Origin of the sequence: Agrobacterium sp. T29, assembly GCF_006970545.1 — a bacterium.
GTDB classification, from domain to species: domain Bacteria; phylum Pseudomonadota; class Alphaproteobacteria; order Rhizobiales; family Rhizobiaceae; genus Agrobacterium; species Agrobacterium leguminum.
This window is the reverse complement of sequence record NZ_CP040640.1, coordinates 318,149-338,519: the sequence shown is the minus strand read 5'-3', so window position 1 is coordinate 338,519 and position 20,371 is coordinate 318,149. Positions and strand designations below refer to the sequence as shown.

The following is a 20,371-nucleotide window of genomic DNA, read 5'->3' as shown; positions in this document are numbered from 1 at the left end:
GAATAAACATGACCAAGACCGTTCTGAAGCCCGACTGGGCCGTCGCCACTCTCAGACTCGACCCGGCACGTTTTCCGCAACAGGTCACTTATGGAAAAGGCAATGGCGCGACCGATGTCGCCGTCACTCTCGATGAACGGGGCGCCGTTCTGAGAAAGGTTCTGTCCTCTTCCGGCCTGCCTTTGTCCTTCGCTTTGCCAGCCCGCGCCTTCAAGGGCGTCGCCGCCCGCGCCATCGACCATGGCGATGGACAGGTAACGGTGACGCTGGAGCTGCACCACGACGATCCGGACCTCTGCGTTCCGCTTCTCGTCGCCCACGATCTCTGCGATATCGCCGCCGACTGGCGCAGCTGGTCCGAGGCCTACCGTATTCCCATGCTGATGGTGGAAGCCGATGGCGTCGCCCGTCCGCTGGAAGAACATCTCGGCAAGGTGCGCACCCAGAATACCCGCCCGCGCCGCCGCCATTCCTATTTCGCGGAACGCCGTCCCCGCTTCCTCGTTCGCCGCTCCACCGGTTCGCTGGGCATGAGCATGAAGATCGAGGGCAAGGAAATCATCGCCCGCAGCTGATAATCTTCAGCCAGACAAATCAAAAAAGCCCGGCGCGGATGACGCGGCCGGGCTTTTTCATTCCGTGTTTTCACAGGCTTACGCCAGCAGGAGCGGCAGGATGAGGCCCGCGAAAATCAGCACGCCGACGCGGTTGTTGGATTTGAACAGCACGAGGCACTGATCGACGTCATCGATATTAAGCACCCAGACCTGCCGGAACAGCATGATGGCCGCGGCGGCAAGGCCGCTATAGGCAATGACGTTAACACCCGCGACCCAGAACGACAGGAACATCATGACAAGGGCTGTGCCATAAAGGAAAACCAGCCAGCGATGTGTGTTCTCGCCAAACAGCAGGGCAGTCGAACCGATGCCCACGGCGGTGTCGTCTTCCTTGTCCTGATGGGCGTAGATTGTATCATAACCGATCGTCCAGGCGATGGAGCCGACATAAAGCAGGACAGCCGGCCAGGCGATCGATCCGAACTGTCCCGCCCAGCCCATCGGCGCACCCCAGGAAAAGGCAAGGCCGAGGAAAAATTGCGGCCAGTTGGTGAAGCGCTTGGCGAAGGGATAGATCGCCACGAAGATCAGCGAGAATATGCCGGTCGCGATTGCGAAACTGTTGAACTGAAGGAGCACGACAAGCCCCGCAAGCGCCTGCAGGACGATGAAGAGCTTGGCCTGCGACCGGCTCACGCGGCCTGAAGGCAGCGGCCGCGAACGGGTGCGCGCCACGGCCATGTCGATCTTGTGGTCGGCCAGATCATTATAGGTGCAACCCGCGCCGCGCATCGCTACCGATCCGATGAAGAACAGCGCCAGATGCCAGATCAGCGTCGCCCAGGAAAAGCCGCCGCTCGCCATCGCGACATTTGCCGCAAGGGCTGCGGACCAGAAACATGGCCACATCAACAATTGCCAGCCGATGGGGCGATCCCACCGGGCCAGTTGCGCATAGGGCCAGAGGGGCCTCGGCAAAATCCGATAGACCCAGTTATTGGATGGCGCGTCGGAGACGCGATCTGAAAAATCGCTGTGGTGAACCATGGGATGGTTCTACAGCATCGGCGGGAAAATCGGAATGGATTTCAGCAGTTGGCCGCACATGCAGAAAAGCCCCGCAGCGGTTTCGCGACGGGGCTTTGCAGGACGATATCTCGGCTATTTGTCAGGGCAGCGAGAAATTGAACTTGTAGCTCGCCTGAACGCCGATGATGAACTGGTTCTTCGAGCCGCGCTCGCGCACCAGCGAACTATCGGCGGCGTCACCGGTCAGACGGCGATATTCCGCAAACGAGCCGACTTCGGCGTTCTCGGTGACTTTCCAGGTGATGGCGGCGCCGATGCCGGCGGAATGCAGGCCGCCGCCCGGGCTATAGGGCGATGGCGCGCCGGCAGCCGTCTGCGCGGCACTTACGCCGTAATAACGCTCATTGTATTTGCTGCTCACCCATGTCGCGCGCGGACCGGCGGAAATCTGAATGCCGGGGGCGATATCGGTGAAGGCATCGACGGCAACATCGCCGACCACGCCGCTATGGCTGCGGATGCCCTGACGGACTTCGCCGCGAACGCGCAGCCAGTCGGTCGGATAGGCCTCGGCGAAACCGCCGAGCTCGCCGCCGCGCTTGATGCGGGTCATGCCCTTCAGATCGGACGAGTCGCCCTCGTCACGCGGGGATACCAGCTTTCCGGCAAGACCCATGCTGATCGGGCCGTTATCCAGAAGCGAAATCGAGGCGCTGTCGTTGCGCGAGGTGAAACGCGCGCCCTGGCCCTGGCGGCCGAGCGAAATGATGGGCGAGAAGCCGAATTCATTCTTGTTGTCGCCCTGATATTTCGGTGCGGTGAAACCCGCGCCGCCGAGCTTCAGATACCAGTCGCCGGAAAACCAGCCTTCCGCATGGGCATTGCCCACGGCAAAAAGCGACAAAACACAGGCGGCGGCGGCCGCTGATGGCTTGAACATGAAAGAACCCCAGAAACGCAATACAGACAGGTGCCCGTAGACTTAGAGGGATTGTCTTTCCATTCCATTAACCAGCGCGGGAAGAAACGCGCCTCCTGCGGAGGGTGGCGACAAGGCCTCAAACCTCACCGCCGTCATGCTCGGGCCTGTCCCGAGCATCTGCAACCGACGGACTTTAAGCAACGTGGATAGATCCTCGGGACAAGCAACCGTGGATCTACTGTGCGAATGCCGGGTCTGATCGAGCGATTGCGTTGAGGATTGTGATGAGCTTTCGCACGGTTGCGATGATGGCGAGTTTGAAAGGCTTGCCGCGCATTCTGAGCCGTTGATAGAAGCCGCCAAGAACAGGGTCTCTGACCTTGATGGCGCTGAGTACGGCCATATAGGCGATGTCGCGCAGATGTTTTCTGCCCCCTGCACATCGCCCGTTTCGTTCGGTTGCGCCCGACTGGCGAGCATAAGGCGCCACCCCGACAAGGGCGGCGGCGACTTTTGCAGAGACTTTTCCCAGCTCCGGCATGTCGGCAAGCAACGCCGTTGCCAGGACCGGCCCGACGCCGGTGACCTGGCGAAGGCGGGCATGGCTTTTGCGCAGCCTCGGCGTCTGCGTCAGCACATCGTCGATTGCCGCATCCAATGTGGCAATATCCTGTGCGATGGTCCGCAGACGCTCCTCGATCAGGTCGCGCACCAGCGGTTCGTCGATGGTGTCGAGCTGGCTGACGAGCCCACTCCTTTCGGCCAGCAGGCGCCGGCGGTGGGCGCTGATCGCATGCATCCTGCGGCAAGCCGGATCAGGCGCGTAGGGTGTGAGGTCACGCCGCACCGCCGCCAGATAACGCGCAATCATGGCCGCATCGATGCGGTCGGTCTTGGCCAGCTGGCCGATGGCGCGGGCAAAGCTGCGCACGCGGGCGGGGGCGACGATATAAACCTCAAGGCCGGCGGCATGAAGACCATCGGCCAGCCTACTTTCATAGCCGCCCGAGGCTTCGAGGCCGACGGCGACCGGCCCCAGCTCCCAAAGACGCCGGGCAAGCTGCGTGATCTCGTGCGGTGACGAACCGCAACGAAAGCTTTTACCGGCGGGGTGGATATGGATGTCGAAATACTGCTTGGAAACGTCAATGCCGACGACGGCGATATCGTGTATCATGGCCTTGCTCCCAGGCTTGTGGTGCGGGCAAAAGCCCGATCAACCGTTCGGGGTCAAAGGGAGCAGGCAGGGCCTTGCTTGTCCTCGGCTGTCTAAACCAGCCCGAAAAAACGGCCGCCTGCCTGCATCAGCCGGGTTTGCGATGCCCGGCTGATGCATCCAGTAAACCACAAATCCTCCACACAAGCCCGAGGATGACGCCGAGATTGCGGAGATGTTTGTCAACAATCTCCACAATTCGGTCGCCCGTTACCCACGCCGTCGTCAGAACGTCACCTTCTCCAGCGGCGCGCGCGTCTTCTCGAATTCCAGCAGCTTCGCTTCGTTCTGCGCAATGTAATCGCGACTATGCGGCACGGCATCGCGGTCCTTGGCGAGCTGGATCTGGAAAATATGGAAGTTTTCGTGGGTAAAGGCCATTTCCGACCCCGCCAGATAGAACTCCCACATGCGGAAGAAACGCTCGTCATAAAGCGCCACCGCTTCGGCCCTGCGCGCCACGAAACGCTCGCGCCAGTGGCGAAGCGTATGGGCGTAATGCATGGGCAGGATTTCAATATCCTTCACCAGCAGCCGCGATTTTTCGATGGCCGGCAGCACCTCGGCAAGCGAGGGAATATAACCGCCGGGGAAAATATATTTTTCGATGAAGGGATTGGTCGCCAGCGCAGGATAGGGCTGGCCTATGGAATGCAGCACCATCACGCCGCTATCGTCCAGCACCTCCGCCACCTTGTCGAAATAATCGCGATAATGGGTCGGCCCGACATGTTCGAACATGCCGACGGAGACGATGCGATCGTATTTTTTTGAAGCCGGCAGGTAGCGATAGTCCTGCAATTCGAAACGGACATTTGCCGCAAGGCCGCGTTTGGCGGCGCGGTCGCGGGAAACGCGCAGCTGTTCTTCGCTGAGCGTGATCCCGGTCACATCCGCACCGGCGCTTTCGGCAATATACATCGCCATGCCGCCCCAGCCGGAGCCGATTTCCAGCACGCTCTGACCCGGCTCGGTCATCAGCTTGGCGGCTATGTGCCGTTTTTTCGCGACCTGCGCTTCATAGAGGCTGATACCGGGCGGATTGAAATAGGCGCAGGAATATTGCCAGTCATCATCGAGGAAGAGATCGAACAGCTTGGCGCTCAGATCGTAATGATGGGCGACGTTGCTCTTGTTGTGGTTGACCGGCAGATGCATCTTGATGCGGGCGGCGATGATGCGCGCCATGCCGCGCCAGATCATGCCGAAGGACAGAGCCTCGCTCAGCGTATTGCCTTTGACCAGCGCCAGAAAATCGTAGATGTCGCCTTCCGCGACCTTCGCCCGGCCTTCCATATACATTTCAGCCAGCTTCAGCGCCGGATCGGCGGCGATCTCCTGCATGGCGGCTTCGTCGGTGAAGTTCAGAACCACCTTTTTTCCCGCGCCGTTGCCGAATGTACGGCTGCCGCCCGGGCTGTTGACGGTGAGATCACCGGTCTTGATTATTTTTTCGAGAAGAACATGCAGAGACGACGCCATGGCACCCCCAATTGCTAAGTCTCACTTATCAATTTCGCTGACCGTATTCCTTTCGGCACAAGTTTCAAGATAGTCTTATTTCAAAAAAATTGAACGATTTCATCAAGCAAAAAGCCCCGCCGGGGTGTGCGGCGGGGCTTTTTGGTAAAAAATCATTTCAACCGCAGGTCAGCGTCGCTTCATGGCTTCAGCCAGAGCGGCGGCAAGCGCACCACCGGTTTGCGACCCCTCGTTGCGCTCTTTCGGCTTGGATGTCGCGTGCCGCATGGCGCTGGCATTGCCCTTCTCGCGCATCGGCTGCGGCGCTGCCTCGCCGCCATCCTTGCGCATGGTGAGACCGATGCGCTTGCGCTTCACATCCACTTCCACGACTCGCACCTTGACGACATCGCCCGCCTTCACGACCTCATGCGGGTCCTTCACGAAACGGTCGGCGAGTTGCGAGACATGCACCAACCCGTCCTGATGCACGCCGATATCCACAAAAGCGCCGAAGGCGGCGACATTGGTGACGGTGCCTTCCAAAAGCATGCCCGGTTTCAGATCGGTGATCTCGTCCACGCCCTCGGCAAAGGTCGCGGTCTTGAAGCTCGGGCGCGGGTCGCGGCCGGGCTTTTCCAGTTCGGCGATGATGTCTTTCACGGTCGGCAGACCGAATTGCTCGTCGATGAACGTCTTCGGATCGAGCGCCTTCAACGCGGCGCTGTCGCCCATCAGTGAGCGCAGATCGCGGCCGCAGGCGGCAACGATCTTTTTCGCCACGCCATAGGCTTCCGGATGAACCGAGGAGGCATCCAGCGGCTCCTTGCCGTTCGGGATGCGCAGGAAGCCGGCGCATTGCTCGAAGGTGCGCTGGCCAAGACGCGGCACCTTCAGCAATTCCCTACGGCTGGCGAAGGGGCCGGTCTGGTCGCGATGGGCGACGATGGCATCGGCAATCGAGCTGCCAAGGCCGGACACCCGTGCCAAAAGCGGCGAAGAGGCGGTATTGAGATCGACGCCGACGGCATTCACCGCATCTTCCACCACGGCATCGAGCGAGCGGCTGAGACGACCCTGATCGACATCATGCTGGTACTGACCGACCCCGATGGATTTCGGCTCGATCTTCACCAGTTCCGCCAGAGGATCCTGAAGGCGGCGGGCGATGGAGACGGCGCCGCGCAGCGAGACATCGAGATTGGGGAATTCCGCCGCCGCCCGTTCCGAAGCGGAATAGACCGATGCACCCGCCTCCGAGACGATGACCTTGGTGGGCTTTGCACCCGAAGCGGGCATCTGCGCCAGAAGATCGGCGACCAGCTTTTCCGTCTCGCGGCTGCCGGTACCATTGCCGATGGCGATCAGTTCGACATTGTGCTTGCGGATGAGGACGGCAAGTTCCGCCTGCGTGCCGCGCACATCGTTCTTCGGCGGGAAGGGATAGACCGTCGTGGTATCAAGCAATTTGCCGGTGCCATCCACCACAGCCACCTTGACGCCGGTGCGGATGCCCGGATCGAGACCCATGGTGGCGCGGGAGCCGGCCGGTGCTGCCAGCAGCAGATCCTTGAGATTGCGGGCGAAAACATGGATCGCCTCTTCTTCGGCGCGCTCGCGCAATTCGCGCATCAGATCGAGCGAGAGCGACATGGAAAGCTTTACCCGCCACGTCCAGCCAGCCACTTCCATCAGCCATTGGTCGGCGGGGCCGGCATTGCGGATATCGAAGGCGGCGGCGATGGTGCGCTGTGCGGGTTTCACCGGTGAGGGATCGTCCGCATCGACATCGATTGTCAGCGTCAGCACTTCCTCGTTCCAGCCGCGCAGCATGGCCAGCGCCCGGTGGCCCGGCACCGTCGCCCAGCGCTCGAAATGATCGAAATAGTCGGAGAATTTCTCGCCCGACGCCTGCTTGCCATCCACGACCTTGGCGCGGAAGGTGGCGTTCTGGCGCATGTAATCGCGCAGGCGACCGAGAAGATCGGCATTTTCCGTCATGGTTTCCGCCACGATGTCGCGCGCGCCCTCGAGTGCCGCCTTCACATCGGCCACCTCGCCCTGAACATAAGCTTCGGCCAGCTTCGCCGGATCGGCGGCGCGGTTCTCCCATATCGCTTCTGCCAGCGGGCCGAGACCGCGTTCGCGGGCGATTTCCGCGCGGGTGCGGCGCTTCGGCTTATAGGGCAGATAGAGGTCTTCCAGCTCCGCCTTGGTGCCCGCCTGCATGATTTTGACCATCAGCTCATCGGTCATCTTGCCCTGGCCGGTGATGGACTCCACGATGGAGCCGCGGCGCGCATTGAGTTCGCGCAGATAGACAAGACGTTCCGAAAGCGTGCGAAGCTGGGTGTCGTCCAGCCCTCCCGTCACTTCCTTGCGGTAACGGGCGATGAAGGGAACGGTCGCGCCCTCGTCCAGCAGCGCCACCGCCGCCTTTACCTGATCGGGGCGGGCGTTGATTTCGGAGGCGATGAGCGAGGCGAGGCGGGCATTGTCTGCGGTCATGAGGTTCTCTGCTGTCACGTCTGGAGCGGCGAACATAATGTCTGATTGTGGCGTGACAACAAGAGGCGGCAACGATTCCACAGGAAAGGCAGCGTTCAAGGGAAAGACGGGCATTTGCGGCGCTTTCTCCTTGACCTTTCGCCCCCCTGCCCTTAACGCCCGTCCCACAAGGTTACTGGCGAATTTGCAGGGGTATTGACCATGAAAGTTCTGTTGATCGGTTCCGGCGGACGCGAACATGCGCTGGCGTGGAAAATCGCCCAGTCTCCCCTGCTCGATGAGCTTTATGCCGCCCCCGGCAATCCCGGCATTTCCGATCACGCGACGCTGGTGGCGCTGAACGTGGAAGACCACGCAGCCGTCATCGCCTTTGCGAAAGAAAAGGCAATCGACTTCGTCGTGGTCGGCCCGGAAGCGCCGCTGGTTGCCGGTCTTGCGGATGATCTGCGCGCCGCCGGCATCGCCACTTTCGGACCCTCGAAGGCAGCCGCCCAGCTTGAGGGTTCCAAGGGTTTCACCAAGGATCTCTGCGCGCGCTACGATATTCCGACCGGCGCTTACCAGCGCTTCAAATCCGCAGAGCCGGCCAAGGGCTACGTCCGTGCGCAAGGCGCGCCGATCGTCATCAAGGCGGACGGGCTTGCCGCCGGCAAGGGCGTGACCGTGGCCATGACGGAAGCGGAAGCGCTTGCCGCGATTGACGACTGCTTCGACGGCGCTTTCGGCGCGGCCGGCGCCGAAGTGGTGGTGGAGGCCTTCCTCGATGGCGAAGAAGCGAGCTTCTTCTGCCTTTCCGATGGCAAGACCGCGCTGGCACTCGCCACCGCGCAGGATCACAAGCGTGTCGGCGATGGCGATACCGGCCCGAATACCGGCGGCATGGGCGCCTATTCCCCTGCCCCTGTTATGACATCTACCATGGTGGAGCGCACCATGAAGGAGATCATCGAGCCGACGATCTCGGGCATGGCCAAGGATGGCAATCCCTTTTCGGGCGTGTTTTTTGCGGGATTGATGATCACCGCCAAAGGCCCGGAACTGATCGAATACAATGTCCGCTTCGGCGACCCCGAGTGCCAGGTGCTGATGATGCGCCTGAAAAGCGATCTGCTGCCAATCCTCTACGCCACCGCCACCGGCACGCTGGACAAGGTTGAGGCGGAATGGCGCGACGACGCGGCGCTGACCGTCGTTCTCGCCTCGAAGGGTTATCCCGGCGCTTACGACAAGAACACGCCGATCGCCCATATTCCCGAGGCCAGCGAAGAGGCGAAGGTGTTCCATGCCGGAACCGCGCTGAAGGACGGCGGGCTGGTGGCGACGGGCGGACGCGTGCTGAACGTTACCGCCCTTGGAAAGACCGTCACGGAAGCGCAGGCACGCGCCTATGCGTTGGCCGACAAGGTGGAGTGGGAGAACGGCTTCTGCCGTCGCGATATCGGCTGGCAGGCCGTCGCCCGCGAAAAGGCCTGATCCTTAAGGCAAACGGGATTGGACGCGAATATTTCGTTCAATTTTTACCAAGTTTGCTGACCCGATGGAAACGAAACATCGGTAATACTTGCCGGAACATTGAATGGCGCACCGTGTCTCGATCACGAGGCCGCGCCGTCATTTCGGGGGTTTTTCGATGCGTCGTCTTTTTCTGACAGCGATTGTCGCGCTGACCGGCGGGTCGGCGATGGCGTCTTCCATCGAATATATAAACGGCGTGCATGTGGCCAATGGCAGCTTCATTCGTCGCGATTGCGCGGGCTGCAAGCCCATGAAGGGCAAAGCCGTGGCGCAGGGTTATGCCGTTCCCTCCATTGAGCCGGGCACACAGCACACGGAAATGCGCGAAGTCGACGGCAAACGCACCCTGCTGCGCACAGAAGCCTGGCTTGGGGGCGCGCCCGTCACCTTCGTCAGCACCAATCCCGCATGGATGGCGGAAACCTCCAGCACCGCCATCGCGACCTATGACGACGCAGAACCCGTGGCACATCCCGCTGAGACGGTTTCGACACCGGCCGGCATTGACGTGACGACGACCACGGCAGCCGTCAAGGAAATCTCCCCCGAAAACGCAGCCGAACCGGCCAGCGCCTCGGTGATCGGCGCCCCCCAGTTCCCGGATTTCAAATTGCGCGGCAATTGACCGGCCGATGACGCATTTCATGACGAAGGTCAAATAATCGCGTCATCGCTGCATTCCCGAAATGGGGCCACAACCATGCGGGGAATATTGCTTTTTCTCCCGCTTATTCTGCCTGTCGGGCCTGATAAAGCTTTCGCCAATTAAATATTTATTCAAATTTTTAGCCGCTAAGTGCGTCTATAGTGCGATGCAGCACAGGATGAGGCCACGGCGCGGACACGCGCTTTTTGGCCCTTTTATCGCGCATCATGCGCCTCTCCCTTCTCCGAAACATCGGTACCGCGCGGCGTTTTCAGGCGCGCGATCCCAAACGCTTGTGAGCGCCCATGAAGAACCTTTCCATTTCCCGTCAGTTGATCGTTCTCGTGGTGGCCCTGATGGCCGCCTTCGCCGTGGCGACGTTTTACCAGCTGAAATCCGCCACCGATGCTATCTATGAGGAACGCTACGGCATGCTGCGGACGCAGGTGCAATCGGCGATCTCCATCCTGCAATCCTTCCACGACAAGGAAAAGGCCGGAACGCTTTCGCGCGACGAGGCCATGAAACAGGCTTACGCCACCGTCAGCGCCATGCGCTTCACGCCGGACGGCTATCTGTTCGGTTACGACTACGACGTGACGATGAAGTTCCATCCCGATGCCAAGCGCGTCGGAGAAAGCTTCAAGGGCAAGCCGGACAGCAAGGGTTTCGCCTATCGCGACGAGTTGGTGCGGCTTGGCCGCAATGGCGGCGGCCAGACGGATTTTTATGGTCCGAAGCCCGGCATGGAAGGCAATGACTACGCCAAGAGCTCCTATGCGCTTGCCTTCGAACCATGGCAGGTGGTGGTCGTGACCGGCGTTTATATCGACGATCTGAACGCACAGGTGCGCGGCGAGGTGATGAAGGCGCTGTCCATCGGTGCCGCCATCTTCGTGCTCGCACTGGCCGCCGCTTTCTACGTTATCCGTGGCATTTCGAAGCCGCTCGGCGATATTCACCGTGCGCTCGGCGAAGTGGCCAATGAGAACGTCTCGCTCGCCATTCCCCATACTGGCCTGACGAACGAAGTGGGCATGATGGCGAAGGCCACCGCCTCGCTTCAGGACAAGGTGCGCGAGCGCCATGCCATGCAGCGCCGTGAGGAAGAACAGCAGCGGCAGCTCAATGCGGAGCGCCAGAACAATCTCGACATGCAGCGCGACGAGGCGGAATTGCAGGCGCGTGTCGTCACCACCATCGGCGAGGCGCTGGAGAAGCTCGCCCGCGGCGATCTGACCGTACGTTGCGGCGATCTCGGCAACCGCTACGCGGCACTGCGCGACAATTTCAACGAGGCCCTGATCCATCTCGACGCCGCCATGGCCAAGGTGAATTCCAAGAGCATCGACATCGGCGGCTCCAAGGAAGAAATCCGCAAGGCCTCCAACGAGCTTTCGCAGCGCACCGAACGGCAGGCTGCCAATCTGGAAGAAACCTCGGCCGCTCTCGATGAATTGACGGTTGCGGTGCGCCAGACGGCGGAAGGCGCCGCCGACGCCGCCAAGCGCGTCACCACCGTCAGCTCCGAAGCCATGCGCAGCGACCGGGTGGTGGAAGAGGCCATCACCGCGATGAGCGGCATCGAACAGTCATCCGACCAGATTTCCAACATCATCGGCGTGATCGACGACATCGCCTTCCAGACCAACCTTCTGGCGCTGAATGCCGGTGTGGAAGCGGCACGCGCCGGCGAGGCCGGCAAGGGCTTTGCCGTGGTGGCGCAGGAAGTGCGCGAACTGGCGCAGAAATCCGCCGCCGCCGCCAAGGAGATCAAGGACCAGATCGCCCGCTCTTCCGCCCAAGTGGAAAACGGCGTGCGCCTTGTCGGCGAGGCTGGCGATGCGCTGAAACGGATTTCGGACCAGATCAAATCGGCAAACGAAATCGTCAGCAAGATCGCCCATTCGGCTGCCGAACAGGATACGACGCTGCGCTCGATCTCCTCGTCGCTCAACCAGCTCGATGTCGCCACCCAGCACAATGCGGCGATGGCGGAAGAAACCACGGCTTCGGCGGAAGCGCTGGCCGTCGACACCGAAGAGCTGCTGAACCTCATCCGCGGCTTCCGCGTCTCTTCCGGCCACCAGCTTCATGGTATGGCGGAGCAGATGCGTATGGCGGGGTGACCACGAACGGTCTCTGCGATGAAACAAAATGCCGGGCACAGACCCGGCATTTTTTATGTGCTCTCCAAAACGTTCCCTACATATTAAGCGTCGTCCTCGGGCTCGACCCGAGGACCCATGGCCAGATTGCATTGTGGATCCTCGCCTCAAGGGCGAGGATGACGGCAGGGAGTATTTACCACCTCGGGAAGCAGGCGATGCCGTATTTGCAGCGCCTCATTTCAGCGGGTCAGCGCATCGAGACGATCGATATCGGCAGGTGAAAACACGGCAATACCCGCTTTTTCGAGCAGTGCCGCCGTCACCCCATTGCCCGCGTGTTTGACGCCAGAAAACGAACCGTCATAGATCGCAACCGACCCACAGGACGGGCTGCCGTCGATCAGAAGCGCATAAGTACAGCCATTGGCCCTGGCGAAGGCCAGCGCCCTTTCCGCACCGGCAATAAATTGCGCCGTGACATCGCCGCCGGTCACTTCCAGCACGCGGGCGCGGCCCTCCAGCACATCGACACCGGAGGCACCATTTTCGATTTCCGCCGGCGGGCGCGGCACGGACATGCCACCCGCCATCTCCGGACAGATCGTCACCAGCCTGCCCTCGCTTCGCCAGCGGTCTATCGCCGGGTGGGAGAAGGGTTTGCCTCTGCCGTCATAGCGGACAGGTTGGCCGAGGAGGCAGGCGCTGATGAGGATTTTGGGGGTGTGGGTCAATGGGGAGACATCCTTCGACACTCGCGGTCGCGGCTTACCCCCCTCTGCCCTGCCGGGCATCTCCCCCTCAAGGGGGGAGATCGGCGAGAGGCATGCTCCTCGCTCTTCCCAAAACGTTCAATGTGGCCGAGAGGTTGCCACGGGTCGATCTCCCCCCTTGAGGGGGAGATGCCCGGCAGGGCAGAGGGGGGTAAGCCGCGCACACTGACATGTACGGTTACCCCCAAACCCCTCACCCCGTGATCTTCGAGAAATCCGCAACCGTTCCGGTCGCTTCGCGAATGGCCTTCAGCAGCGCCAGACGGTTGGCACGGATGGCCGCATCCTCGTCATTGACGAGGACATCCTCGAAGAACTTGTCGACCGGTGCGCGAAGTGTGGAGAGCGCCTGCATGGCGGAGCGGAAATCCTCGTCCGCAACAGCCTTCGCAGCGTCGGCAGAAGCAGTCCTGATCGCCGCATAAAGCGCCTTTTCGGCATCGAGCTTCAACAGCTCTTCCGAGACGCCGTCGGCCACCACGGTCCCCTTCTTTTCCTCGGCAGCCAGAAGCTGGGTGGCGCGCTTGGCGCCTGCCAGAAGGTTGCGGCCATCTTCGCCGGTGATGAAGGCGGTGAGCGCCTCGACACGGCGGGCGATCATCAGCAGATCGTCGGATTCCGGCGTCAGAACGGCGTCGATCAGATCGTAACGCGCGCCGAGGTCGCGCAGATAGACTTTCAGGCGATCGTGGAAGAAGGAGAGAAGGTCCGGGTCCTTCGCAACGCTCAGCAGCGGAAGCCGCACGTTTTTCTCAAGCAGAATGCGCACCACGCCCAGCGCCGCACGGCGCAGCGCGAAGGGATCCTTCGAGCCGGTCGGCTTCTCGTCGATGGCCCAGAAACCAACGAGTGTATCGAGCTTATCGGCCAGAGCGACCGTGATCGCCACCTTGTCGGCCGGCAGGCGGTCCGAGGGACCCTGCGGCTTGTAGTGGTCTTCGATGGCGGCGGCCACACTTTCGTTTTCGCCCTGCAGCGTCGCATATTTGCGGCCCATCAGGCCCTGAAGCTCGGGGAATTCACCGACGGCTTCGGTGCGCAGGTCGGCTTTCGCCAGAACAACGGCGCGGTCCACCAGATCGGCATCGGCGCCGACAACCGGGGCCAGCGCCTTCGCCAGTTCGCGGATACGGGCCACGCGCTCGCCCTGCGTACCGAGCTTGGCATGGAAGGTAACGTTCAGCGCATCGAGCTTCGCCATCCGCTGGTCGAGCGGCTTCTTGAGATCGAGGCCGAATTTCGCAGCCGAATCTTTCAGCGTTTCGAGATCGGGCAGATCGCCCTGATCGCGATTCCAGAAGTGGCGGGCATCCGACAGGCGGGCGCGCACGACCTTGCCATTGCCATGGATGATTTCCTTGCCGCCGTCGCTTGCTTCGATGTTCGAGATCAGGATGAAGCGGTTGGAGAGGCCCTCTTCCGCACCCTGATTGCGGGTGACAAAACATTTCTGGTTGGTCTTGATGGTCAGCCGGATGATTTCCGCCGGAATCTGCAGATAGTCTTCCTCGAAGGTGCCCATCAGCACCTGCGGCCATTCGACGAGGCCGGAGACTTCTTCCAGCAGGCCTTCGTCCTCCACCAGATCGAGACCATTGGCAAAAGCCAGATCCTTGGCGTCGTGCAGGATGATGTCCTTGCGGCGCTCGGCATCGAGAATGACCTTCGCCTTTTCAAGGCTCGAGACATAATCTTCGAAACGGCGCACGGTAATCGGGCCCGGCGCATGGAAACGATGGCCATAGGTGACGTTGCCGGCGACGATGCCATCAATCACGAAAGGAATGACCTGCGTCTCGTCATGTTCGGGGCCGAACAGGCAGACGATGGATTGCAGCGGCCGCACCCAGCGCAGACTTTCCGAACCCTTGCCTTCGATGCCGGCATAGCTGGAACCCTTCGGCATGGAGGCCGGACCGGAGCGCATGGATTTCGGCCAGGGGAAGGAACGGATGATGCCGGGCATCACTTCCGCGATGATCTCTTCCGCCGGACGGCCGGGCTTGTTGATGATGGCGATGTAGAAATCGCCCTTCTTTGGATCGGAAACGACCTGCGCCTCGGAAATGTCGTTGAGGCCGGCGCCGCGCAGAAAGCCCTCGATGGCCTTTTCATTGGCGTCGGTGCGCGGGCCCTTCTTTTCCTCGCGCACATCGGCGGAGCGGGCGTTGAGGCCGCGAATATCCAGCGTCAGGCGGCGCGGCGTCCAATATTCGCGCGCACCCTCATAGGTCAGCCCTCTCTCCACCAAGGCATCGGTGACGAGTTTCTTCAGATCGCCCGCCGCCTTGCGCTGCATGCGGGCAGGGATTTCCTCGGAGCGGAGTTCAAGCAGAAGATCGGGCATGGGATCAGGACTTTATCTGTTGTCGGACGTTTGCGGTCGGCTTAGCAAGCAACGCGGCAAAAGTCACCAAGGCATTCGGTTAAATTACCGCCGGCGGGCGTTACCAGCCGCCGCCGCCACCACCACCACCGCCGGAGCCGGAAAAACCGCCGCCGCCACCGCCCGAAAAGCTGGAGCCGGAGGAGCTGACGGGCTGGGGAATGGTGGAAGCAATGGTATTGGCCATGGAGGTGGAAAAGCCGCCGATCCTGTCGCCAAAGCTTCCGTAATTGCTGCCCGCATACCAGCCGGGCGCATAACTTGCCGCAGCGGCACCGGCGGCAGCCGTGGCAAGCCAAGCCTCGAAGGTTCGGCTCCACGGTTTTTCGACGCCGAGCGCCACGGCATAGGGCAGCAATGTCTCGAAATGCTGCGGCGACATGGCGGGCGCGCCAGCCATGTTCATCCGGTCTTTTTCCGCCAGCGTCAGATAGGTTCGGAGGCCTTCGATGCCATCCATCAGCTTGCGGCCGAGCGGCGTCGGCGCGCCCATCAGGAACAGGAACAGCGCGTTGGTCAGCACGATGCCGCCGATGGCGGCCAGCGCCAGCGACTTGGTATCATGCGTCACATCCAGCAGGATTTGCGTGGCGATGCCGCCAATGGCGGAAAAGGCCACGAAACCGGCAAAGGCCAGCATGACGATGCCGCCGATACGCTTGCGCAGGGGCGCGCCACGCGAAAACTGGCGGCCAATACCGATCGACAGGATGCTGAAGAAGAAGGCGAAAAAGCCGAGGACCAGCACGGCGGCAATGGCGCTTTCATCCAGATCGCCGAAGACCAGCGTCGCGACGATGAGGGCGATGCTGAGGAAGATGCCGAAGACGGTGTAGCCGGCATTGCTGCGGTAATATTTGCCGCGATGTTCTTTCTCTATCGCTGCGCGAAACTGTGTTCCGACCTTTTCGACCTCCGCACCATGGGCCTTGTCGATGGTCAGCGTCTTGCCAGGGCCGCCGATGGAGGACAGCAGCGTCTTCTGACCAGTCGGCAGATCGGCAGCGGTCGCCTTTTCCGTGCGGCGAATGATGATGGCGTTCTTCAAATCCTCCAAAACGACATAACCCTTCACCGCGAGATCAAGGGCCGAGGCAGAGAGCGCCGTCCAGCCGGCACCCGAAAAACCCCTGTTATCGACATAATTGACCAGAGCGGGCGAAAGCCCCTCCGGCGCATCCCAGCGCGGCACGACCACGCCCTTCGCCGGATCACGGCCGACGGCGAACCACGCCCGCAGGTAATAAAGCAGCACGGCGAAAAGCCCGCCGCCCGAAAGTAGGATGGCAAGATTATCCCGCAGCCACCAGCCCGCCTCCTGAGAGGTGTCGGGTGCGGCAATCGCGCCCTTGGGGAGCTTGACGGCGACCGTCATGCCCTCGCCCACTGTGAAGGGGCGGGTGGAGGCGAAGAACACCTCGTTGCCTTCGTTCAGAATGCGCGCATCCTTGCCTTTCGCGCCAAGCGGACCGGTGAAGACGGCGGTGTCGGTGGCCCTGACGCCCTGCGGCAACGTGATGGTGGCGGAAATCTCGCCCATCGGGAACTGCCAACCATTGCCGGTGACGTTCCAGGTCAGCTCGTCATAATCGCTGAAATAGCGGATCTGCCGGGCAGTGGTGTAGGTGATCTGGAAGATATGTTCGCCGGTCGGCAGAAAGCGGTCGGCGCTGCCGGTATAGATGCGGATGCCGCCGTCGATATTTTCGGTGCGCCAGTTTTCCGACGCGCCATCGCGCTCCACCGAAACGACGTTGAAATCCACCTTGGTGCGGCGGTTATTCGCATCCAGCGCATAAAGCGGGAAATCGCGAAAGATGCCGCGTTTGATGTTCTGTCCTTCGGCCCGGGCAGTGATGGTTTCGGTCACCGTCAGCTTGCCATCCGCCGCCACCTCGATGACGGAATGGTAGGAGCGGATGAATTCCTCCGCAAAGGCCGGGAAGGCCGCGCCCAGGAAGACGAACAGCGCGATAAGTCTTGCGGCGATGGTCTTCACGGGCGGTTCTCCTTAAGGGAATGGAGCGTTTCCGGTTTCAAGTGATGATGCGCAGCACGGTCATTCCGTCATACCGGTCCCCGGATCAAGTCCGAGGATGACCCGGTATCCAGCAGCTGCGCGTCTGCGCGGCTTGAAGAGTCTCTCGCGATCAAGGACTTGACCGCGCTGGATTCCGGCTCAAGGCCGGAATGACGGAAAACCAATACCGTTCTTCTAATGCTGCGGCTCGGCAGCGCTTTCCTTTTCCGTGTACTCGACGCCGAGCGAGGCGAGCTCTTTCCAGTAAGCCGGGTAGGTCTTGCCCACGCAGGCCGGATTCTGGATGGCGATGCCGCCGATCTTCAGCGCCGCGAGCGCAAAGCTCATGGCGATGCGGTGGTCGGCAAAAGTGTCGATGGAGGCCTTGACCGTCTGGCCCGCAAGAGCCGGATCAGAATGCACGATCAGGTCGTCGCCTTCCTCATGTGCCAGACCGTTACGGATTTCGTTGAGGCCCAGCGAGACGGCGCGGATACGGTCGCATTCCTTGACGCGCAGATTGGCGATGCCGACGAAGCGCACCGGCGTTTCGTTGAAGGCGGCGAGAACCGCGATGGTCGGAATGGCGTCCTGCATCTGCGAACCGTCGATTTCGGCGGGCAAATGCGGAAACTTCGCCATGACCTCGTAGGCCTTGGCATCCGGCTGGGTGAACTTATCGGCCGGCGTGCCGATATCGATCGCGCCGCCAGTCAGCAGTTCCGCGCCCCAGAGATAGGTGGCGGCGGAGGCATCCGGCTCGATGTGGAAATCGGTCGCCGTGTAACCCGTCGGATGCACGCGCCACATGGCGTTGCTGACCCGCTCCACCTTCGCGCCAAAAGCTTCCATGGCCGATGTGGTGAGATCGATATAGCCCTTGGCGCCGATTTCCTCGCCCTTGAGGATGATATCGACAGGCTTGTCGCCACAAGCGGCCGCCATCAGAAGTGCCGACACATATTGGCTGGAAAGATTGGCGTCGATGGTGACGCTGCCCTTCGGGAACCCTGTGCCCTTGCCGCAGACGGTAACGGGTGGGCAGCCGGTCGGCGCTTCCGCTTCGACACCGAGGGAGCGCAGGGCTTCCACCAGCGGCATGATCGGGCGTTTGCGCATGTGCTCGTCACCATCGATGATGACGGCACCATCGACAAGTGCGGCAGCGGCGGTGAGGAAGCGCGTGGCGGTGCCGGCATTGCCGAGGAAAAGCGGCTTTTCCGGCTGCTGCAACACGCCAGTACCCTCCACGACGAAGGTGGTGGCATCTGGCTCGGTGACCTTAACGCCCATCTCACGCAGGGCTTCGGCCATATAAAGCGTGTCGTCGCTTTTCAGTGCGCCGGTCAACCGGCTTTTGCCCTTGGCAAGACCAGCCAGGAGAAGCGCACGGTTGGTGATGGACTTGGAGCCGGGCGGCTCGACCTTGCCGGAAAGCGGATGGTCGGGCGGGGTGATGGTCAGTTCGATCATGATTGTCGTCTTGTCAAAGAATGCGGCGAAGAGCCGGATTATCGGAATTTGAACGGGAGGTCTTAAGCCGCCGAGGGAACAGTGCGCTTAGAATTTCACAGTCGGCACGGCGCGGTCGGCCGGGTTGTCGATCTCGAAATACGGCGCCTTGGCAAAACCGAACTGGCCTGCGACCAGATTGGAGGGGAAGCTTTCCACCTTGACGTTGAGGTCGCGGGCGGCGCCATTGTAATAACGGCGCGACATCTGGATTTCGCTTTCGATGGTTTCCAGCGAACGCTGCAATTCCAGAAAATTCGTATTGGCCTTGAGATCGGGATAGGCTTCGGCAAGCGCAAAGAGCTTGCCGAGCGCCTGCGACAGCAGCCCTTCCGCCTGCGCACGACCCTCGACATCGCCCGCCGGCACGGCCTGCGCCCGGTTGCGCATGGCAATCACCTCCTCGAAGGTGCTCTTTTCATGCGCCGCGTAACCCTTCACTGTCTCGATGAGATTGGGAATGAGATCAGCGCGGCGCTTCAGCTGCACGTCGATGCCCGACCACGCCTCTTCCTTCATCTGCCGCGCCTTGACCAGCCCGTTATAGATGAAGACGACATAAAGCGCGATTGCCGCGATGACTGCCAGCGTGATGAACATTCCCGACCCCTCCTCAAGAGGCGCGGACACCGTAGTGGCGTCCGCACGTTAGACTGTTGCCCCGCCTTACATAAACGTTCAGGCGGCCCTGTTCCAGTTCAGCCCGCCCGCATCCGTCAGCAGGAAGGCTTCGCCGCAGGCTTTCGCCAGTGTGCGCACGCGCAGGATATAGCTCTGGCGTTCCGTGACCGAAATTACGCCGCGTGCATCCAGAAGGTTGAAGACGTGGCTGGCCTTGATGCACTGGTCATAGGCCGGGAAAACGCATTTGTGCAGGCGCTGGTTGTCGTTGTCACCGGGCGCGCCGGCGGCGAGAAGCGCCTGGCATTCCTTTTCGGCGTCGATGAAATGGCGATGCAGCATGGCGGTGTCGGCAAATTCGAAGTTATGGCGGGAATATTCCTGCTCGGCCTGGAGGAAGACGTCACCATAGGAAATCTTTTCTTCACCTTCGCGGCCGTTGAAGTTCAGGTCATAGACATTATCGACGCCCTGAACATACATGGCGAGACGCTCCAGGCCATAGGTCAGTTCGCCCGCGACCGGCGAGCATTCGATGCCGCAGACCTGCTGGAAATAGGTGAACTGCGACACTTCCATGCCGTCGCACCAGCATTCCCAGCCGAGACCCCAGGCGCCGAGCGTCGGGCTTTCCCAGTCGTCTTCGACGAAGCGCACATCGTGCAGCAGCGGATCGAGGCCGATCGCCTTCAGCGAACCGAGATAGAGTTCCTGCAGGTTCGAAGGGTTAGGCTTCAGGATGACCTGATACTGGTAATAATGCTGCAGGCGGTTGGGGTTTTCGCCGTAACGGCCGTCGGACGGGCGGCGCGAGGGCTGCACATAAGCGGCCTTCCAAGGCTTGGGCCCAAGCGCGCGCAGCGTCGTCGCCGGATGAAACGTGCCCGCGCCCACTTCCATATCGTAGGGCTGCAGCACCGCGCAGCCCTTGTCGGCCCAGTAATTATGCAGCGTCAGGATCAGCGCCTGAAAGGAACGCTTCGGGTTCATATGGTCGGGAACATCGGTCATTGCAGTCATCGCGGCGTTAGGAGGACAAGTAAGCATTGACTTACTTCGGATGCGGACACGTGCCACGGCATGGCGTGAGGGTC

15 protein-coding genes are annotated in these 20,371 nt (G+C 61.3%); 4 read left to right on the top strand and 11 right to left on the bottom strand.

The window, feature by feature from the left end:
* The first annotated feature begins 8 nt into the window (after positions 1 to 8).
* Entirely contained in the window at positions 9 to 575 is a 567-nt protein-coding gene (locus FGF54_RS01660; protein WP_003503226.1) for a DUF6101 family protein, read from the top strand.
* A gap of 78 nt (positions 576 to 653) precedes the next feature.
* Here FGF54_RS01660 and ubiA read toward each other — a convergent pair whose 3' ends face one another.
* The 5 genes from ubiA to FGF54_RS01635 form a co-directional block, all read right to left on the bottom strand.
* The gene (ubiA, locus tag FGF54_RS01655; RefSeq protein ID WP_142778745.1) at positions 654 to 1,607 is read right to left on the bottom strand and encodes a 4-hydroxybenzoate octaprenyltransferase; all 954 of its coding nucleotides are present in this window, start codon (positions 1,605 to 1,607) and stop codon (positions 654 to 656) included.
* Positions 1,608 to 1,728: 121 nt separating this feature from the next.
* Positions 1,729 to 2,529 carry a MipA/OmpV family protein gene (locus FGF54_RS01650; protein ID WP_031234593.1) on the bottom strand — a complete coding sequence of 267 codons (801 nt, stop codon included), beginning with the start codon at positions 2,527 to 2,529 and terminating at the stop codon, positions 1,729 to 1,731.
* 217 nt (positions 2,530 to 2,746) lie between these two features.
* The gene (locus FGF54_RS01645) at positions 2,747 to 3,688 is read right to left on the bottom strand and encodes an IS110 family transposase (protein ID WP_142778744.1); all 942 of its coding nucleotides are present in this window, start codon (positions 3,686 to 3,688) and stop codon (positions 2,747 to 2,749) included.
* A gap of 264 nt (positions 3,689 to 3,952) precedes the next feature.
* Positions 3,953 to 5,209 carry a cyclopropane-fatty-acyl-phospholipid synthase family protein gene (locus FGF54_RS01640; protein ID WP_142778743.1) on the bottom strand — a complete coding sequence of 419 codons (1,257 nt, stop codon included), beginning with the start codon at positions 5,207 to 5,209 and terminating at the stop codon, positions 3,953 to 3,955.
* A gap of 168 nt (positions 5,210 to 5,377) precedes the next feature.
* Positions 5,378 to 7,696 (bottom strand): Tex family protein, encoded by a 2,319-nt coding sequence (locus tag FGF54_RS01635; protein ID WP_142778742.1) that lies wholly within the window; start codon positions 7,694 to 7,696, stop codon positions 5,378 to 5,380.
* Positions 7,697 to 7,897: 201 nt separating this feature from the next.
* Here FGF54_RS01635 and purD point away from each other — a divergent pair, with 201 nt between their 5' ends.
* The 3 genes from purD (at position 7,898) to FGF54_RS01620 (ending at position 11,986) form a co-directional block, all read left to right on the top strand.
* Complete coding sequence (gene purD / locus FGF54_RS01630; RefSeq protein WP_142778741.1) at positions 7,898 to 9,169, top strand: phosphoribosylamine--glycine ligase; 1,272 nt, start codon at positions 7,898 to 7,900, stop codon at positions 9,167 to 9,169.
* Between the two features lie 157 nt (positions 9,170 to 9,326).
* Positions 9,327 to 9,836, top strand: a complete 510-nt coding sequence (locus FGF54_RS01625) for a plant virulence effector HPE1-like domain-containing protein (RefSeq protein WP_142778740.1) — start codon at positions 9,327 to 9,329, stop codon at positions 9,834 to 9,836.
* A 326-nt stretch (positions 9,837 to 10,162) separates the two neighbouring features.
* The gene (locus FGF54_RS01620) at positions 10,163 to 11,986 is read left to right on the top strand and encodes a methyl-accepting chemotaxis protein (protein WP_142778739.1); all 1,824 of its coding nucleotides are present in this window, start codon (positions 10,163 to 10,165) and stop codon (positions 11,984 to 11,986) included.
* A gap of 221 nt (positions 11,987 to 12,207) precedes the next feature.
* Here the strand turns inward: FGF54_RS01620 and FGF54_RS01615 are convergent, their stop codons facing one another.
* The 6 genes from FGF54_RS01615 to FGF54_RS01585 all read right to left on the bottom strand — a co-directional run bounded on the left by FGF54_RS01615 (position 12,208) and on the right by FGF54_RS01585 (position 20,297).
* The gene (locus tag FGF54_RS01615; protein ID WP_142778738.1) at positions 12,208 to 12,699 is read right to left on the bottom strand and encodes a DUF523 domain-containing protein; all 492 of its coding nucleotides are present in this window, start codon (positions 12,697 to 12,699) and stop codon (positions 12,208 to 12,210) included.
* A gap of 232 nt (positions 12,700 to 12,931) precedes the next feature.
* Complete coding sequence (gene glyS, locus FGF54_RS01605; protein ID WP_142778737.1) at positions 12,932 to 15,085, bottom strand: glycine--tRNA ligase subunit beta; 2,154 nt, start codon at positions 15,083 to 15,085, stop codon at positions 12,932 to 12,934.
* A gap of 100 nt (positions 15,086 to 15,185) precedes the next feature.
* Positions 15,186 to 17,123 (bottom strand): DUF2207 domain-containing protein, encoded by a 1,938-nt coding sequence (locus tag FGF54_RS01600; protein ID WP_142778736.1) that lies wholly within the window; start codon positions 17,121 to 17,123, stop codon positions 15,186 to 15,188.
* A 216-nt stretch (positions 17,124 to 17,339) separates the two neighbouring features.
* Entirely contained in the window at positions 17,340 to 18,617 is a 1,278-nt protein-coding gene (locus FGF54_RS01595) for a 3-phosphoshikimate 1-carboxyvinyltransferase (RefSeq protein WP_142778735.1), read from the bottom strand.
* Positions 18,618 to 18,704: 87 nt separating this feature from the next.
* Positions 18,705 to 19,256, bottom strand: coding sequence for a LemA family protein (locus tag FGF54_RS01590; protein WP_065654406.1), 552 nt, complete (start codon positions 19,254 to 19,256; stop codon positions 18,705 to 18,707).
* Between the two features lie 78 nt (positions 19,257 to 19,334).
* A complete protein-coding gene (locus tag FGF54_RS01585) occupies positions 19,335 to 20,297 on the bottom strand; it encodes a glycine--tRNA ligase subunit alpha (protein ID WP_020813609.1) in 963 nt (320 codons plus the stop codon).
* Positions 20,298 to 20,371: the final 74 nt, after the last annotated feature.

Bases quoted from the DNA above. Each gene is read 5' to 3' on its own strand.
- glyS (WP_142778737.1), bottom strand. From the start codon at position 15,085: ATGCCCGATCTTCTGCTTGAACTCCGCTCCGAGGAAATCCCTGCCCGC.
- FGF54_RS01645 (WP_142778744.1), bottom strand. From the start codon at position 3,688: ATGATACACGATATCGCCGTCGTCGGCATTGACGTTTCCAAGCAGTAT.
- FGF54_RS01625 (WP_142778740.1), top strand. From the start codon at position 9,327: ATGCGTCGTCTTTTTCTGACAGCGATTGTCGCGCTGACCGGCGGGTCG.
- FGF54_RS01660 (WP_003503226.1), top strand. From the start codon at position 9: ATGACCAAGACCGTTCTGAAGCCCGACTGGGCCGTCGCCACTCTCAGA.
- FGF54_RS01635 (WP_142778742.1), bottom strand. From the start codon at position 7,696: ATGACCGCAGACAATGCCCGCCTCGCCTCGCTCATCGCCTCCGAAATC.
- FGF54_RS01650 (WP_031234593.1), bottom strand. From the start codon at position 2,529: ATGTTCAAGCCATCAGCGGCCGCCGCCGCCTGTGTTTTGTCGCTTTTT.
- purD (WP_142778741.1), top strand. From the start codon at position 7,898: ATGAAAGTTCTGTTGATCGGTTCCGGCGGACGCGAACATGCGCTGGCG.
- ubiA (WP_142778745.1), bottom strand. From the start codon at position 1,607: ATGGTTCACCACAGCGATTTTTCAGATCGCGTCTCCGACGCGCCATCC.
- FGF54_RS01585 (WP_020813609.1), bottom strand. From the start codon at position 20,297: ATGACTGCAATGACCGATGTTCCCGACCATATGAACCCGAAGCGTTCC.
- FGF54_RS01640 (WP_142778743.1), bottom strand. From the start codon at position 5,209: ATGGCGTCGTCTCTGCATGTTCTTCTCGAAAAAATAATCAAGACCGGT.
- FGF54_RS01595 (WP_142778735.1), bottom strand. From the start codon at position 18,617: ATGATCGAACTGACCATCACCCCGCCCGACCATCCGCTTTCCGGCAAG.
- FGF54_RS01620 (WP_142778739.1), top strand. From the start codon at position 10,163: ATGAAGAACCTTTCCATTTCCCGTCAGTTGATCGTTCTCGTGGTGGCC.
- FGF54_RS01590 (WP_065654406.1), bottom strand. From the start codon at position 19,256: ATGTTCATCACGCTGGCAGTCATCGCGGCAATCGCGCTTTATGTCGTC.